Origin of the sequence: Colwellia psychrerythraea, from assembly GCF_000764185.1 — a bacterium.
In the GTDB taxonomy this organism is placed as follows: domain Bacteria; phylum Pseudomonadota; class Gammaproteobacteria; order Enterobacterales; family Alteromonadaceae; genus Colwellia; species Colwellia psychrerythraea_B.
Map to the genome: position 1 here is coordinate 107,343 of NZ_JQEC01000042.1, position 15,575 is coordinate 122,917.

The 15,575-nt window shown below is 38.9% G+C and carries 14 protein-coding genes; 3 read left to right on the forward strand and 11 right to left on the reverse strand.

The window, feature by feature from the left end:
- Window positions 1-59: 59 nt before the first annotated feature.
- From GAB14E_RS24220 to GAB14E_RS08045, 9 genes are read right to left on the reverse strand one after another with little or no spacing between them, the layout of a single operon-like run.
- The gene (locus GAB14E_RS24220; protein ID WP_156115747.1) at window positions 60-959 is read right to left on the reverse strand and encodes a type II secretion system F family protein; all 900 of its coding nucleotides are present in this window, start codon (window positions 957-959) and stop codon (window positions 60-62) included.
- A gap of 12 nt (window positions 960-971) precedes the next feature.
- Entirely contained in the window at window positions 972-1,904 is a 933-nt protein-coding gene (locus GAB14E_RS08080) for a type II secretion system F family protein (RefSeq protein ID WP_033083062.1), read from the reverse strand.
- A complete protein-coding gene (locus GAB14E_RS08075; RefSeq protein ID WP_231562068.1) occupies window positions 1,901-3,388 on the reverse strand; it encodes a CpaF family protein in 1,488 nt (495 codons plus the stop codon). Before GAB14E_RS08075 ends, GAB14E_RS08080 begins: the two co-directional genes overlap by 4 nt.
- A complete protein-coding gene (locus GAB14E_RS08070) occupies window positions 3,388-4,683 on the reverse strand; it encodes a cellulose synthase operon protein YhjQ/BcsQ (RefSeq protein ID WP_033083063.1) in 1,296 nt (431 codons plus the stop codon). The genes GAB14E_RS08075 and GAB14E_RS08070 overlap by 1 nt, the downstream gene beginning before the upstream one ends.
- The gene (locus tag GAB14E_RS08065) at window positions 4,683-5,285 is read right to left on the reverse strand and encodes a CpaD family pilus assembly lipoprotein (RefSeq protein WP_033083064.1); all 603 of its coding nucleotides are present in this window, start codon (window positions 5,283-5,285) and stop codon (window positions 4,683-4,685) included. The genes GAB14E_RS08070 and GAB14E_RS08065 overlap by 1 nt, the downstream gene beginning before the upstream one ends.
- Before the next feature lie 20 nt (window positions 5,286-5,305).
- Window positions 5,306-6,745, reverse strand: a complete 1,440-nt coding sequence (locus GAB14E_RS08060; RefSeq protein WP_197061223.1) for a type II and III secretion system protein family protein — start codon at window positions 6,743-6,745, stop codon at window positions 5,306-5,308.
- A 1-nt stretch (window position 6,746) separates the two neighbouring features.
- Entirely contained in the window at window positions 6,747-7,640 is an 894-nt protein-coding gene (gene cpaB / locus GAB14E_RS08055) for a Flp pilus assembly protein CpaB (RefSeq protein WP_033083066.1), read from the reverse strand.
- Between the two features lie 26 nt (window positions 7,641-7,666).
- Window positions 7,667-8,155 (reverse strand): prepilin peptidase, encoded by a 489-nt coding sequence (locus GAB14E_RS08050; RefSeq protein ID WP_033083067.1) that lies wholly within the window; start codon window positions 8,153-8,155, stop codon window positions 7,667-7,669.
- 31 nt (window positions 8,156-8,186) lie between these two features.
- Complete coding sequence (locus GAB14E_RS08045) at window positions 8,187-8,387, reverse strand: Flp family type IVb pilin (RefSeq protein WP_033083068.1); 201 nt, start codon at window positions 8,385-8,387, stop codon at window positions 8,187-8,189.
- Between the two features lie 152 nt (window positions 8,388-8,539).
- On the opposite strand from GAB14E_RS08045, the gene GAB14E_RS08040 reads away from it, so the two are divergent.
- On the forward strand, window positions 8,540-10,708 hold the full coding sequence (locus GAB14E_RS08040; RefSeq protein ID WP_033083069.1) for a hypothetical protein: 2,169 nt from the start codon (window positions 8,540-8,542) through the stop codon (window positions 10,706-10,708).
- Window positions 10,709-10,859: 151 nt separating this feature from the next.
- On the opposite strand, the gene GAB14E_RS24880 is transcribed toward GAB14E_RS08040, so the two are convergent.
- Complete coding sequence (locus GAB14E_RS24880; RefSeq protein WP_156115748.1) at window positions 10,860-11,036, reverse strand: hypothetical protein; 177 nt, start codon at window positions 11,034-11,036, stop codon at window positions 10,860-10,862.
- Window positions 11,037-11,371: 335 nt separating this feature from the next.
- Here GAB14E_RS24880 and GAB14E_RS24225 point away from each other — a divergent pair, with 335 nt between their 5' ends.
- A complete protein-coding gene (locus GAB14E_RS24225) occupies window positions 11,372-11,941 on the forward strand; it encodes a hypothetical protein (protein ID WP_052093799.1) in 570 nt (189 codons plus the stop codon).
- Between the two features lie 292 nt (window positions 11,942-12,233).
- Window positions 12,234-12,683, forward strand: coding sequence for a MarR family winged helix-turn-helix transcriptional regulator (locus GAB14E_RS08035; RefSeq protein WP_033083070.1), 450 nt, complete (start codon window positions 12,234-12,236; stop codon window positions 12,681-12,683).
- A gap of 356 nt (window positions 12,684-13,039) precedes the next feature.
- Here GAB14E_RS08035 and GAB14E_RS08030 read toward each other — a convergent pair whose 3' ends face one another.
- Window positions 13,040-15,289 carry a collagenase gene (locus tag GAB14E_RS08030; RefSeq protein ID WP_033083071.1) on the reverse strand — a complete coding sequence of 750 codons (2,250 nt, stop codon included), beginning with the start codon at window positions 15,287-15,289 and terminating at the stop codon, window positions 13,040-13,042.
- Window positions 15,290-15,575: the final 286 nt, after the last annotated feature.

The following is a 15,575-nucleotide window of genomic DNA, read 5'->3' on the forward strand; positions in this document are numbered from 1 at the left end:
TATTAGCAATATAAATTTTATTGGCTTAGCTAGTGGCTTAGTTATCAATTTGTTCTTCACTATTGCATTCCTTTAAGGGCATCAACTAACAGCGCCACTTGCGGCGCAACTAAAATAAGTAACAAGGGTAAAAAGACTAATAGCAACATAGGTAGGGTAATTTTAGAACTCAGTTTAGCGATATTTTCTTCTAGTTTAAGTTTGCGTAACTCTCTAATTTCACCTGAGAAATTACGCAATGTTAGCGCCAACGGTGAGCCAAAACGCTCCGCTTGAATCAACACAGTAACCAGTGCCTTAATCTCTTCTAATGGATTACGTTCAGCCAAAGCGGCTAATGCTACTTTTTTATCCGGATCAATTTTCATCTGTGCCAGCGTTAATTGCCATTGCTTAGACAGTTGTGGATATACATCAACTAATTGCTCACTGACCATGGTAAGGCCACGCTCAAGTGTTGCCCCTGACTCTAAGCAAATGACTAACAGCGCTAAACTGTCGGGTAAAGCTTGAGAAATCTCTGTCTGATTTCGCTTTTGTATATGCTCTAAGTAATAATCTGGCATTAAATTAGCTATAAAGGCCATACCAGCAAATAACCATAACTTGCTACTACCCGTCCCCGTTTCATATCCTAAAAAAGTCCACGCCAATACAAATGCTAATAAGGCACAAAACAGTTTTGTCAGTAATAAATACCACAACGCATTAGCTTGAAAAAAACCAGCGCCATGAAGCGCAGCTTGCATCTTTGCCGTTTCTTTTTTTAACCAGTGCACATCATCTTTATTGGCAAAAAGTAAATCACCCGTGGCATCAATTTGCCTATTATTGTGAATATGACGCTGTAAACGTTGTTGTTGTCGCTCTTCACGCAAAGATTTTTTGGCGAGTAACAAGGTTAAACTGCAACCAGTAACAAAAAGAAAAATACTGATTTCCATCCATAAATTAGCCAAAACTAATACTCCCTACTCATCGACTTTGCTCATTTTAGCTATGATATAAAGCCCTAAAACGATACTAATAGCGGAATATATAGCTATCACTTGTCCACGCTCGTCATAAAGTAAATAATCAAAAATGTATCGAGCTTTAAACCAAAATAGCAAAAGAAATAACGGCGGCATTGTCGCAATAATTTTTGCTGAGGTACGAGGCTCAGCTGTCATAGATAAAACCTTCTGCTGCAAGGCTTTGCGCTGATGTAGGTTTTCCATCAATTGTCTTAATATTTGTGATAATTGACCACCAGCATGCTGATTTAACAGCAGTGTCACGGTAAAAAACTTAAAGCTGGCTAGCTTTACTCGCAAACTTGCATCTTGTAAGGCTTGATCCATTGAAATACCTATCGCTAATAAGTCATTAATACGGGAAAAAGTATCTCCGACCGGGCCTGGTATTTCTTGGCTTACATGAGCAATGGCTGCAGGTACCGATACACCGGCACTTACCGCACGGCTGATACTGGCAATGGCCGTGGGAAAATCAGCTTCAAAACGTTGTCGTTGCCGCTGTTGCAACCAACGGACGATAACCAAACAGGTAAAAGTGTAGCAACTAACAATCACTATTAGCTGCCAATAAATCGGCAATATGGCAGTAAGCCACCATAAAATAGGAGCCAACAAAGCCGCAACTACACCAAGTTTCCTTGCCAGCTTCACGGGTACTACGGCAAGTAATCGTTGTTGATAAGTAAATAGCCACAGCCGCCAGCCTTGGTATTGGCTAGTTTTATTAAATAATAAAACCTCAACACTGCCACTAGGTTTTGCGGGCGCTAAGTCAAGATAACGATTAATGCGAGATAAATGTAGATGTCGGTCTTTTTGATATTTAAACCAATAAACTACACAAGCTATTGCTAAAAAAATAAGTATTAGCAATAACAAAATCATGACAACTCCAGTGACTGTAACACTTGAGTTTCAAGGCCATAATATCGAACTTTATCAAGACAATGAGGCTGTATTTTATGGCTGATGAATTCACCATCGAGTTCACCGCTGGTTAACTCACGACTAAATTTATAACTAAACAAGTCTTGCACTAATAAGTTTTCACCTTCAATGCCAACCAATTCACTAATACTGGTAATACGGCGTTTACCGTCACGCATACGCTCAACGTGCATAACGATATCAATGGCTGAATTCATTTGCCTTTTAAGGGCTATAGGCGGTAAATTCACTTGTCCCATTAACAACATATTTTCTAATCGAATCAAAGCATCACGCGCAGAGTTAGCATGCAAAGTAGACATTGAACCATCATGACCAGTATTCATTGCCTGCATCATTTCAAAAGCTTCTTCACCACGAACTTCACCTATGATGATGCGATCTGGCCGCATGCGTAAGGCATTTTTCAGGAGATCTCGAAGAGATACTTCAGCGCCACCTTCTAAACTCTCGGGACGACTTTCAAGGGTTACCACATGAGCTTGTTGTAATTTAAGCTCGGCGGCATCTTCAATAGTAACAATGCGCTCTTGCTCATCAATTTGGTATGACAAAGCATTTAGCAGTGTTGTTTTACCCGCACCTGTACCACCAGAAACTAAGATATTAAGTCGACAGTGGCTAATGATTTTCAAAAAATTAACCATGCCTGTCGACATAGCCCCTTTATCGGCTAAGTGCTGTAACTGTAACCCCATGGTAGAGAACTTTCTGATTGAAATACTGGTTCCAGATAAACTTAGCGGCGGAATGACAATGTTTACCCGGCTACCATCGGCTAATCTGGCATCAACCATAGGTTTACTTTCATCAATACGACGACCTACTGCTGAGGCTATACGGCGTGCAACATGCAATAAATGGCTTTCATCTCGAAATTTAGCGTTAGTAAGTGATAACTTACCATTTCGCTCAACATAAACTTTATCAAAGCCATTAATCAAAATATCATTAACACTGTCATCATCAAGCAAAGACTGTAGCGGGCCTAAGCCGAGCATATCTGCTAATAATAATTGCGCTATTTGCTGCTGTGCTTGGTAAGTTAATGGTAAGCGCTGTTGATTGGCAATTGATGTCACCGCGTGTAAAATTCGCTCGGTTAGCTCTTCATGTTTTAACTTGGTGGCAACTGAAGGGTCAATACTGGCAAAAATTTCTTCACGGATCAGTTGATATATATTTGAGTCTATTTCAACATCTACAGTATTGTTCGACATAATGCTTGCACTGTTATTATGACGCAGGTTTGCTTGTCCTTCTTGTGTAGCTATGCCTTTGAAGCTTCTCGATAAATGTTGATCTTCATGTTGTTCTGACTCTGCAACTAAAATATTATCAGTAATAGCTAACGCTGCCATCTGGTCAGTATTTGGTTGAGTGAGTTGACCTTGAGGTCCACTCACTTTACGGCCAAACATTACGCCTTCCCACTGGCTTTTTTATACCAGTTGCGTAAAGGCATAATGCGTGCGAACAATGAGTTATTAGCTTGTTGGCTAACCCCTAAAATATCTTCACTTAATGCCAATAAACTTCGACCAACACCATGAACTTCACTTAATAAAGATTCACCCAGCTCAGCCGCTTTTAGCACCTTTTTAGGCGCATAAGGCAAGACATGGTCAAAGCTGCGCCCTATGTGCTGCTCCAACATGGCTTGTGATAGGCTGTGTTCACTATTGCCATGCAATAGGTTTAATACCAATAAAGTGCGTTGTGCATATCTTTGTTCACCCAACTGAGTTAATAAAGCTTTGCACTGACGTAAACTTGCCAAACTTGGGCTACAAACAAGCACTTGCACATCGGCATTAAATAAAGTGTCGGCAATACCTTGCTCAATCAGTAAGTGCGCCGGTAAATCCCATAACAAATAGTTAAACTCTTCAGCCAGTACTTGCGCTAACTTCTGATAATTTTGGCTATCAAAATGATACTTTTGCCCTAGAGATTTTAGTAAATACAAACGCTGCTCGATTTGTAAACAAGATCTTTCTATCAGTAACTTATCAACATTTTGTTGTTCATTAAGTAACTGCACCAAACCAACACCTGCATTTGAGTTAGCATTAAGCAGTAAGTCGATATCACCGCCATAACAATTTAAATCAGTGACTAAGGTTTTAGCGCCATGATTAGCAAATGCTCTAGCTAAGTTTGCTGCTATGGTTGAAACACCAACGCCACCACAACAACCAGCAATAGCGACACTTTTACCACTACCTACTCTTGCTGTTTGTTGGACTTTTCCAGTGGCTCGGCCTAGGGCATGCAACAATAAGGATTGATTTAATGGTTTGCATAAGTAGTCATCGATACCTAGATTTTTCAATTCACGGTATAAATCAACATTGTCACTACTGCCAAGAACCAATACACGAGTACCGGGCTCACATACATGCGCTAGTGCATTTATTGAGGTAATTACTTGCTCTTCATCATCGATATCAACAATGAGGATTCTTGGCGATTGATTATCACGCAAATAGCTAATGGCAGCATCTATATTGCCATTGATAGCCTTAGTGGTAGCGCCGTGTTTTCCCTGTGTGCCATCGTTAAGACTTGCCATAGAGCTTGAAAAGTTACTGAACACTTTATTCAATAACAACTCATTGCTTTTATCCGTAACAAAAGCGAGTAGGCTATCTGCTTGAGGCTGATTTTTGTGTTGCTTAATGCTTTTTGAGGCATTGATAACTGAACTCGTCATTATTTCACCTTAGTCAAATCAACTAAGGTTTCGCTTTTCGGCGCCTCAGTCGGGTAACGATATCGTTTAACCGCCTCTGTCGCTTTAACACCATCTGTTGGTGCTAAACTAGCGCCGCGTATTAACTGCGCAGGATCAGCAACCATCATGGCGAGATTACGACTGCTAGCACAGCCTAAATCAGCATAGCCACTTTGATGACAAGCTGGCGCTACGGCACGAAAGTATTCACTAATAATAATGACGCTATTAACCGATTTTTCGCTATAACGAAAAGCAATATTAGTTGCTTGTACGCCCTGATTTAATAACAATTGACGTAATTGCTCTTGGTGACGCGTAATTAACGGCTCATTAGCCGCGATGATGACGCGTTGGGGGTAACTATTACCTTGCAGGGCAATAAACCTGTGCAATTGCATTTGTTGTTTGCTATTGAATGCTTGACCTAAGGGCACTAATTCCAGTTGCGCATTAACAAGCTCCAACTCTATAGCAACGGCCTTAGCCGTTACTGGGGCTTCAGTATACTGAGGAAGTGTATAACTACAGCCCGTTAAAACTAGCAGTATTAATATCATTGTCGGTGTCTGGAATAACATAAAATTTCTTCTTGTGGCTATCAATAGTAAAAACCGTTGTCACCAAGCAACCTAGGTTGCTTGTCATCAACCGATAAACTCGGCACTAAAGCATCTTGTTGCCAAGAAACATTAAATAGACGTTCTAAATCACTATATGGCGTATAAAAATCGGTCGGCAGGGCAAGATTTTTTTCACGTGATGGCTCGACCACGTAGGCTTCGGCGATAATGACTAACTCTGTTTCGTTGCGATTGTAACTAGTGGAACGAAACAAAGCGCCAAGCACGGGAATATCACCAAGAAAAGGAAATTTGCTGACGCTATTACTTTCGTCATTCATCAATAATCCTGCCAGCATAAAGCTCTCGCCACTGGCTAGTTCAACGGTAGTTTTTGCACGCCTAGCCTTGATTCCTGGCACAGATAAACCATTAAAAGTCTGCGCGCTATTTAAATCTAAGCTGCTGACCTCGGGTTCGATTTTTAAACTAATACGCCTGTCACTTAACACTGTTGGGGTTATATTAAGTAACACACCGTACTTTTTATACTCAATAACGACTTGATTATTTTGCGTTAAGCTCACCGGAACAGGGAACTCTCCACCCGCCATAAAAGTAGCTGTTTCGCCTGACATAGCGGTTAGGTTGGGCTCGGCCAATAGCTTTGCAGCTCCTTCTTTTGCTAGAGCATCTAACATTATGGTGTGAGAGTTAAGCTTCAAACCAAAAATTTTATTTAAGCTGCCAAAGATATCAACACCAACCACTTTACCGACTGCCTGATTGATATCCATACTCGAACTATCAAGACTAGCCTGACTCCAATTGGCATTTTGTATACCTAAAAAATTCTCACCTGGATGTAAACCTAATTGGGTAGTAACGGTACGAGCAACCTCGGCAATACGTACTCGGATATTGACTTGATTAGGTAAAGTGACCGCCAGTTGATTAATAGGCTCTAATACTTGATTATTGCTACTATTACTGGCATTTTTTTGCTCGCCCGCGCTGGCAGCTTCATTATTAGCCGAAACCATATAGCTACGCGCTAATTCAATTACCGCGGTTGCCATAATAGCTGAGGGGACTGTGCCTTTTAACAATAACTGGCCATTGTTTGAAATAGCTTCAACTCTTGCTTGTGGGTACAATTCTGTAACTTGCGCATTGAGTGCTCGAGTATCGTGTTGCACTTTGATTATGTCTGAAAAAATCACTGAACCATTACCATCAAGGGCATATAAGTTAGTACTACCCGCTTGACGACCAAAGACAAAAATTTTATTAGCTGCTGGCACCTGATAACTGGCAATATTTGGATTAGCGATAAATATAGTTGTGGCTTTACTGGGTAAGTTAATTAAATAACCTTCACTTACGCTTAATTCTAATGCTACGCTCTGCCCAGCATAGATAAACAACAAACTAGATAAGACTAATTTAACTTGGTTGATAAAAGATAAATAGCGCATGTTATTCATCTCCTGATTGCTTTTCTTTAGCATGACTAAGTACCTGTTTTTCACCTTGCATCAGGACCATATGTGCGCGCTGCGCATGTTGGCCAAATTGCGGTAAAATATCGGAAAAAACGGTATCAGTGCTATGTTTTTCAGTGGTACCAAGTTGGGCATATTGTCCTGATGAACCACGTAATAATAAACTTAATCGACCCAATTGTTGTGCTATTGCTAGCCTTTGCGCCTGCTTTACACTGACTTCTAGGGTTACTGTACTGTGATCATCATATTTAATTTTACTATTGTTATCGGTATCAATTTCTTGTTTGTTGAGTTGACGGTCAACGGCAATTAAGCGCACATTAACAACCAATTGCCTTACTGAAGCACTTGCAGCAAGCTGCCAAGCATCTTGCTCTTCACTACGTTTTAGTTTGTGATAAAAAATCACATCAACCCTATCTCCTGGGCTAACTAAGCCTGCAATAGCTGATTGGGCATCAACCTTAATTGCCATAGCCCGTTTATCTTTAGTTAATGAGCTAGTTAAAAAATCACTATCATGGGGCAAAACTAGACTATCAAGACGGACATAATCACCACTACTCAGTGAATAGCGACTAATAGCACCTTTAAATCTTGCTAAGTTAAAGTCTTGTCGCTTAATGAGACCAACAAGCTTTTGCGCTCGTGTCTCTGAGATTAACTGCCAATTAAAATGCTGCGCTAAAAGGGCTTGGCCGGCATCTAAGTCGGTATTAAGAGTTAATACCGAAATTTTTTCATCATGGGCTATAACAGCGTTGATTGCTTGTGAATTTGTGCCACTAAGCTGTAAATAAATACCAATAACACCAATAACGGCGATGCTAAAAGTTAAATAAATTATATTTCTGGTCGAAAACATCTAAACCAGCACTCCTAAATCTGTAATTAAATTAAAACAAAGGCCGCGCCAAGTGAGATAGCGATGCCATAGGGAACTGTAATAATGGTTGTTTTATTACCTTTGTCACGTGAGTTGAATAAGTTCAAACTTACGTTGTAACCGATAATTATTAGCGCTAGTAAACCGCCAACGAGTGTTGTTAGTAGTAAGAAAATCTTGAGTTGTTCAAATTCAAACCACACCGATAATGCAGCAATAAATTTGATGTCCCCTGCTGCTAAGCCACCCAAGTAATAAACAGGTAATGCCGCCACTATAATCAAAAAAGCAGTAATCATTCGCAGACTGAAGTCATAAAACTGTGCACTAACAAGTAACTGTTGTAATAATAAAACTGACATTCCACTTACCAATACCAGTAAAGACAACCAATTAGGTAACTGTCGATAGCGCCAATCTAAATAACTTGCCTTAACTAATAAACCAGCTACTAAGTAATGCAGGCAAGTGATAATCACGGTAATGGTAAACATTGCTCAACGTCAGTGTCCCAATTATGAATAGCTACTCTGCGGCAGTAAGCTCAGTGATCTTGGTTTTAATGGTTTCAAAAGTTTGCTCTATGATCGAGCTTAAACCTTCATCGCCACCAAATGCCGACACCAATAAACCAACAATAATGGCAGCGAGTACTGCATATTCGATTGCCGAGACGCCACGTTGGTCTTGTAGAAAAGCTTTAAAATTACGATAAAATGGTGACATGATGTTCCGATAAGTTAATTAGTGTGAATTTTTGCGTATTTTACCTAGAGCAAAGACATAACGCAAATAAAAATAATTATCATTAAGGTTGTTGATCTTATTATTATCTAGTGGGATAATTCGCCAATTTTCTATTAGGTGATCAGTTTTCCATGTCCTTTAAATATTTTGTTTTAGTTACTATTATTAGTGCATTTCTGCTATTTGGCTGTAACAGTGACGCCGATAATAACGATGCACTGATCCCTGAATATGAACAACCTAGATACAGCGCTAATAAATCAAGTTGTGTTGATAGTAATTTAAATGGCCAATGTGATATTGGTGAAGTTGAGCTATTAACAGGCGAACAAGAGTTGTTAGCAAACCAAAGCCCGATTCTTGCAGTTTATGATGATTTCACATTATCGGCTGTCGCTGGCAGCTCATTAATAACGCCATTTACTACCTTGATAAATAATGAAGTAATGTATAATCCATTGGTAAATGGCAGCATAGATCAAGCTAAGTCTTATTTAACTGAAAAACTCAATATAGACTTTAGCAAGCTAGATAAATTTGATGGCCCAGTCAGTGAAGGCAATAAAATCATCTCCTCAATCATTAAAGCGCAAGTCATTACTAGTGATAATCGTTATTTGCCAATTGCCGCAATGGTTGACTTGATGGTTTATAGCAATGACCTTAAAGTACAAACCTCTCAGCAGCACGCTGATGCGCTTGTTTACCCAAATTTATTAACTGGTAACTCTTACTTACTCGATGAAGACAGTAATGTTAGATTTAGTCAATTTGACCTACACCCTGTTACTGGACGCGCAATCATAGTCACCAGTGATAATAAGTTAATAAGCTTAAATGCAAATAGTGGTGCCTATACCAACATTGAGAATCAAGCTAAAAGCAAAAATACACAGCAACGTAATGCAACATACATCTACAAAAATTCACCATTGTTACGTTCGAATAGAGCAGAGAACCTGGTAAGTGCCAAAGATGACGATGATAAACATAATGCCCACGATGACGACGACGACGACGACGATGATGATTATGACGACTGGTTTGATTATTTAAACCAAACTCGTAGTACTGATATCAATAAAATAAAGCAGCATATTAATAGCAATAACTTCTTTATTCTGACGAGCAAAGAAGCAACAGGCATCACTGATGTTTGTAATGCTAATGGTGATCATGGTTTATTTCTATCTAATGTTCAGTCGACTAACGATATTAATCCCAGCCTTACACCAGCAAAAAACACAACAAGTAGACGCTTGAAAATAAGTAATATTGATGGCTACACTTCGGCATCAACATCAGTCCCGGTAATAGATAAACCGACAGTGATCCCCCCTATTTTTGACAGTGAAGCCAGTTGTTATAACGACGCAATGGTTACTATGGCAAGTAGTGTAGACAGTAAATTACTCGCGGTAGTACTTGATGATGGCTTAGGCCATATTATTTACCGTCTTGGCGGTGCTAACCTAGCACTAACACCTGACTTTGGTTATCGTGTGCCTGACTTTATTGAACTGAAACAAATCGCCTTATCTGCCAACGGTGAGTTGCTAGCTTATACCGAACCTGATAGCGGAAAGTTAGTATTAATTGATACCAATACCATGAAACTATTAGCCAGTTATCAATATGGTAATCAAAAACTTAATCAAGTTCATTTTAGCGGTGAGCAACAACTTGCCGCCATCAATACTGACCAAGAAGAGCTTAGCTTTATAGATATTATTGATAATAAGCTCATCTTGAATAAGACATTAACACTCCCTTACCCACCAAGTATTTTAAGCAGCAACCCCATAGCTAAAATGACGGTGGTAGCTAATGATAAAAACATTAGCTTGATTAAACACAACAATGCTGAATTCATCATCAAGCCAATGTTAACCGACTATGACAATACCATAGAGCAAGTTGCAGTACTGTCTGACAAAGTGGTTTACACTACAGGTGATGCATACCTTTTAGGTGCCGATACCATTAACTACTTAAACGCAAATAGCATTATTGGCTCACCAGTTAGGGCTGCACAACAATTTTTGACCGCCGGCATAATAATGCAAAATCGCACAGGTGTTTATTATCGCAGTGGCACATTTAATTTACCTACAAACCTCGATCAATATGATATTGAGGGTATTACCATAGAGTGGTCAAGCAACCGTAGTGATGAAATAGATTTAGACAGCGGAGCAGTGAATACAACCTTAGCCAAAGGTAGCTTGCTCAGTGCCAAAATTCGCGGTAACTTTCGCTTTGAACCGGTAACGATTACTAAAACGTTCAGCGTAAATTAGTTATTTTTAGCACTTTTAAAGTTTAGGCCTTAAAAGTGCTAATTCACATAATTATCAGTGCTATTCTTGGTACTATTTCAAGTGTTATTTGCTTGGCTCATTGTTCTCAGTAAAGCATTTATCTATTGCATTATGCCAACCCGCAACAAGGTTATTGTAAATAACTTCTCTTCAAAAAATCAGTGTTGCCATACAAACTTTCCGGGACTGCTTCTTCACTCCAAATGCCCTGCCTATTGCCGCCAAAATAGTTGCCCCCCAATACCATAGACTCAATATTATCCGGCCGTTCAATGTTATAAGCTAATAAGTTAATTCGAAACTGCATAAAAAATTATTTTAACAAGCACCACCACCAAGCTTTAATTGTTTAAATTCTATCAAGCTTTCCTAGCTTACTTTCCAAACCTACAGCGCACCATGTTCAAGCCAAGTTTGTTTCTGATAAAATGGCTGAAATTCATTGTATGCAGTCACCACTTGATGCCCTGAGCCATTGTTATTCTGATGGTTGTGCCACTAGCGAATTAAATATCACTATAATTTATATTATTTCTAATTATTCCCAATAGTTTTATTGCAACAAATATAGTTTAACACTAAACTATATTTAATTTAACGTTAAACTATATTTATTACAATAAAATTAAAAAGGGATGATATATGAAAGTTATGGATAAAAAAAAACAATTAGCGAGTGCTCTACAGACCAGCTTACTACTATGTTCATTAAGTGCTTGTTCAAACATGCAAACCACAAACTCTGGAGCTTTATTCGCAGAGAGCCAAGTATTTAAGGCTGACTCAAAACAAATTGCTGTTAGCTGGCATATTAACGAAGCCAATCTCATTACCGTAAAAGAGCAGCACATTTTAAATACTATTTTACTAAGCTCTTTAGAAACTGAGTTAGCTAAATTTTCAGACATTCATAAAGTCTCGGACATTCACATCAGAGCCGCCGTTACACGAGTTGAAACAGTGTCTGAGCCATTAAATTGGTTATCGACAATAGCACTGTTTCTCCCTTTAGACCGCGGAGGGGTTGCTGTTGAGTTTGTCGCCTTTGATGCAAAAACCAAACAATCTATTGTGCAGCTAAATTTTGCTCAGTGGACACCTTTAACAGAATTTACCGCTCGCTTTGATCGTTTAGCTCCCGCTGAAATAAGTATGAATTCTGCGGCTCTGGCCTTTATTACAGAGTTACAAAAAGAATTATCTAAAGAATAACTCTCAATAAATTAATTCACTGCAACAAAGCGTCTAGCACAATTAACAATTGTGCAAACTATAAAGTGGTACCCGTTAGCAATAACATAAAACTTGCTCGATTAAGGCATGATAAGCCATGCAAATAAAATCGAGTCTATTTACATTAATATCCATGATATAGTTGAGATCGCTCTACTTACACTCTAGCAGTATGATCCTAATGAGAGTATGAGCTTCTATTAAGGCAAGTCCGCGCAATTCGTGGTCAGATATTCACTGAAAATTATCATTAACCAGTCAAAGAAATAAAATGAAAGAGCAAGACTTAGGTATCATATTTCAAGTATTTACTGAGGTAGCAATCGTTAATCAGTTAAGTACTCACTTATTAGAGAAAAGCCTACCTTTAGGAATGAAAGCCTCACAATTTAAAGTGTTGTCTCACTTAGTCCGCATTGGAGAAGCTACAACCCCAGCAAAGTTAGCTAAAACATTTCAGGTCACTAAAGGCGCAATGACCAATACTACCAATCGATTATTAGCACTTGAACTGATCCATATAGAAGAAAACCTAGCAGATCGTCGGGTTAAACAGATTTTTATTACTGAAAAAGGCAAAGCAATAAGAGAACAATCTATTGCAGCAACGATGAAGAGCTTGAGCCCTGTGCTTAAGAATATTTCTATTGACGACTTTACTAACGCTTTACCGTTTCTAACAAAACTCAGATCCGATCTAGATGAAAATAAAATAATTTGAGTATGGTCTTCACTCATAGAGGTTTTATAGTCATTTCCAAATAGCCAATAACGTCTTTGCTCTCAATCACAAACGCCAGCTATATCTCTATCAAATACCTGGTTCTTAAAAATGTATTCTCATTGCTTTTGTTAAAGTGAAAGCAATAAGCAGTAAGCGAAATGAATCCAAATACTATTATGATGTTAAATGACAAAAACTTTTTCATTTTTGTAGCCAGTTAGTCGTGAGGGTCATCCACAAAAAAACCTCTACAGCGATGTAGAGGCTTTTCTTTTAATTAGTGAGTAAGGAACACATATAGTAGTGGCCAACATTACTTAGCCACTACTAAGGTGAGACTTATAAGGGAAATCTTATAAGTCTAAAATGAAAATATTGCTTGTTTCATTAAGATCCAGCACTCCTATACAATCGCCACTACTTTGATCAACTATCATCATTCTATCTGTGACAACCCAATTGTCAGCTTTAAATATTGGGTTATCAGCATCTAATGTTGCATAAACGGATGAAGTGGCTTCACCGGTAGTATTGCTTATCCATTGAAGGTCAACTTTAGTTGCTGAGGTATTAACAACTTGAAACTCTGGAGCATCGGTTGAACTATCGCGATCATAAGGCACAGCAAGATCACAAGAGCCCATTATTGCAGTTGCCTGTTCAGGAAGTTGTACTTCATTAACAGCATCTTTAACAAGCTCTTCATCTATCTCGAAACGATTGTCTTCATCATTTAATAAAGCAATGCCAAGGCAGTTTTCTGCAGCATCAGTAAGTACCACACGGTCCCCTTCTTTCCAGTAAGTAGACTGCCAAGTATCACCTTTTTCAAGCATTTCGTATGGACCATCCCAAGACTCTCCATCAGATCTTAACCAGTTAATTCCCACTGGAGAATCGGTTGTATTAGTAATGGCAACAGCAATGGCAGGTGTATCTGTTGAGTAATTAGGCTCAGCTAAAGTACAACTGCCTATGCCGCCTTTACTTGGCCAATGTGGCAAATGAGGCTCTTTAATCTCAATGGTTTGCATTTCCTCAGGCACATCAACACTACAATCTGCTCCTATACAAGCGGTTAAATAAGCACCAACAATATCGCTATAATGTCGGTAAGCGCCTACGGTAACATAATAGGTTCCGGCAGCTGGATTATCTATGGTACAACTTTCGTCATTACCATCAGTTTCTGAACTACACGTGAAGGTGTCATCTAAAGAGGGGTGTACCGCTGAATCATAATTAATCCAAAGGTCAACATCATTCGCCCCTTGTTTAGTCGCAATGGTGAGAGAGTCTGCACCCTCAGCTACTTCAACAGAATATAGCCAACCGCCACGGCCATTTATTGCTTGATAATCATCTAACGCTAATGACTGCACACTATTATTAAATTGCTGAGTTAAACTTTCACCACTGTACCAAGTGACAAACTCGTCTTGATATGTTTGGGCTTGGAATAGTAACTCTTCTTGAAAAGCATCCCACTCACCAGCACGCATTTTAACCAACATGCCGTTTACTAGCTCTGGATGTTCCTCAATGAAAAAGGCTATGGCTAATTGTCCCCAGGAATATTTACTGGCGGTATGATCAAATACTTCACTTAAGGTAAATTTCTCTGCTTCATTCGCTACCGCGACAAGACGGTAGGGGCTGTTATAGAAAGTACTGGTATATTCGGCAAGTCCTTCACTCCACCAACCATTCGCTGATATATAGTTACCTTCTTTATTAAAGCGCGCATCTAATGCGTGAATATATTCATGTTGTAATGAACGAATAACAGGGAAACCGTCAGTCCACTCTAAACCATTAAAGGTGATAATATCTGAGCGATGGCTCCATTTAGTTGCTTCACTTTCAAGGTAAATTCCTGAATCATTATCAAGATTAAATAGGTGTTCCCCCCAAGCCACATGATTAGATAGGCTAGAAAAAATATGAAGATTAGTTACTTCATTCAAATCGCCCTCAACTGGAAGACTAAACTCAGGCGTAATAGTGTCATCTAAGACGGTATTAAATTGTGCTTTAGCCTGAGTTAAATCATCACATACCTGAGTAAGTTCTTCTTCTGTCATCTCTTGTGCTCGAATACGAACAGCAACGTCGGTGCAAAGTTTATTACCCTTAAATATTTCGGTACTTACATAGAGTGAAGCATCCGTAACTGTACCACCTTCAAAAGCATCAATTAATATGTGATAGCGGCCAGCCAAAGGTTTATCAATGATACAAGCTTCATTATCTCCGTCAGACTTAAACGAGAAACAGTCAAATTCACCGTTTTCACCTGCAGAGGCTTCTGCTTCAAAGCGAACATATAGATCAGGATCACCTAATGGCTCTCCCGCATCGCCACTAAATAAATTTATTACGAGTGTTTCAGCATCTTCAGGTAGGTCTACGATAAATTTCAACGGCTCTGAAGTTGAAATGTGAGGCATTATCTCTTCTAAATTTATCGAAGGTGCATCAGGGACAACAGGGTCAGGAACAACAGGGACAGGAGTTTCGACTACAACTTTATTATCACTTCCACCACAAGCTGAAAGGGCAAGTATGACAGCGGTACTTATAGTTAACTTTTTAAATGACATATATTTACTCCAGGTAAATTACAACTTTGTTAATCTTATGTCCTTTAAGTAACTCTTCCTTTCATCTGTTATGGATTAACTTAGTATTCGGGCTTTTTTTTAACAGAAAAACAGTATTGATATACAATATGCAATACATAGCATGTAGAAGCAAATACAAAAACGAACAATTTTTCGTTGTGACTCTTTAAGTAATTATGATTAGCTTCTTGTTGGCTACTTTTAAATCACTTACCTTGTGAATGCTACTTATCACACCTGATGAAACATGATGGTAGCTTATGGT

Excerpts from the sequence above, each read along its gene's own strand:
- GAB14E_RS08080 (WP_033083062.1), bottom strand. The coding sequence starts at position 1,904 with ATGATTTTGTTATTGCTAATACTTATTTTTTTAGCAATAGCTTGTGTA.
- GAB14E_RS08075 (WP_231562068.1), bottom strand. The coding sequence starts at position 3,388 with ATGTTTGGCCGTAAAGTGAGTGGACCTCAAGGTCAACTCACTCAACCA.
- GAB14E_RS08070 (WP_033083063.1), bottom strand. The coding sequence starts at position 4,683 with ATGACGAGTTCAGTTATCAATGCCTCAAAAAGCATTAAGCAACACAAA.
- GAB14E_RS08065 (WP_033083064.1), bottom strand. The coding sequence starts at position 5,285 with ATGTTATTCCAGACACCGACAATGATATTAATACTGCTAGTTTTAACG.
- GAB14E_RS08060 (WP_197061223.1), bottom strand. The coding sequence starts at position 6,745 with ATGCGCTATTTATCTTTTATCAACCAAGTTAAATTAGTCTTATCTAGT.
- cpaB (WP_033083066.1), bottom strand. The coding sequence starts at position 7,640 with ATGTTTTCGACCAGAAATATAATTTATTTAACTTTTAGCATCGCCGTT.
- GAB14E_RS08050 (WP_033083067.1), bottom strand. The coding sequence starts at position 8,155 with ATGTTTACCATTACCGTGATTATCACTTGCCTGCATTACTTAGTAGCT.
- GAB14E_RS08045 (WP_033083068.1), bottom strand. The coding sequence starts at position 8,387 with ATGTCACCATTTTATCGTAATTTTAAAGCTTTTCTACAAGACCAACGT.
- GAB14E_RS08040 (WP_033083069.1), top strand. The coding sequence starts at position 8,540 with ATGTCCTTTAAATATTTTGTTTTAGTTACTATTATTAGTGCATTTCTG.
- GAB14E_RS24880 (WP_156115748.1), bottom strand. The coding sequence starts at position 11,036 with ATGCAGTTTCGAATTAACTTATTAGCTTATAACATTGAACGGCCGGAT.
- GAB14E_RS24225 (WP_052093799.1), top strand. The coding sequence starts at position 11,372 with ATGAAAGTTATGGATAAAAAAAAACAATTAGCGAGTGCTCTACAGACC.
- GAB14E_RS08035 (WP_033083070.1), top strand. The coding sequence starts at position 12,234 with ATGAAAGAGCAAGACTTAGGTATCATATTTCAAGTATTTACTGAGGTA.
- GAB14E_RS08030 (WP_033083071.1), bottom strand. The coding sequence starts at position 15,289 with ATGTCATTTAAAAAGTTAACTATAAGTACCGCTGTCATACTTGCCCTT.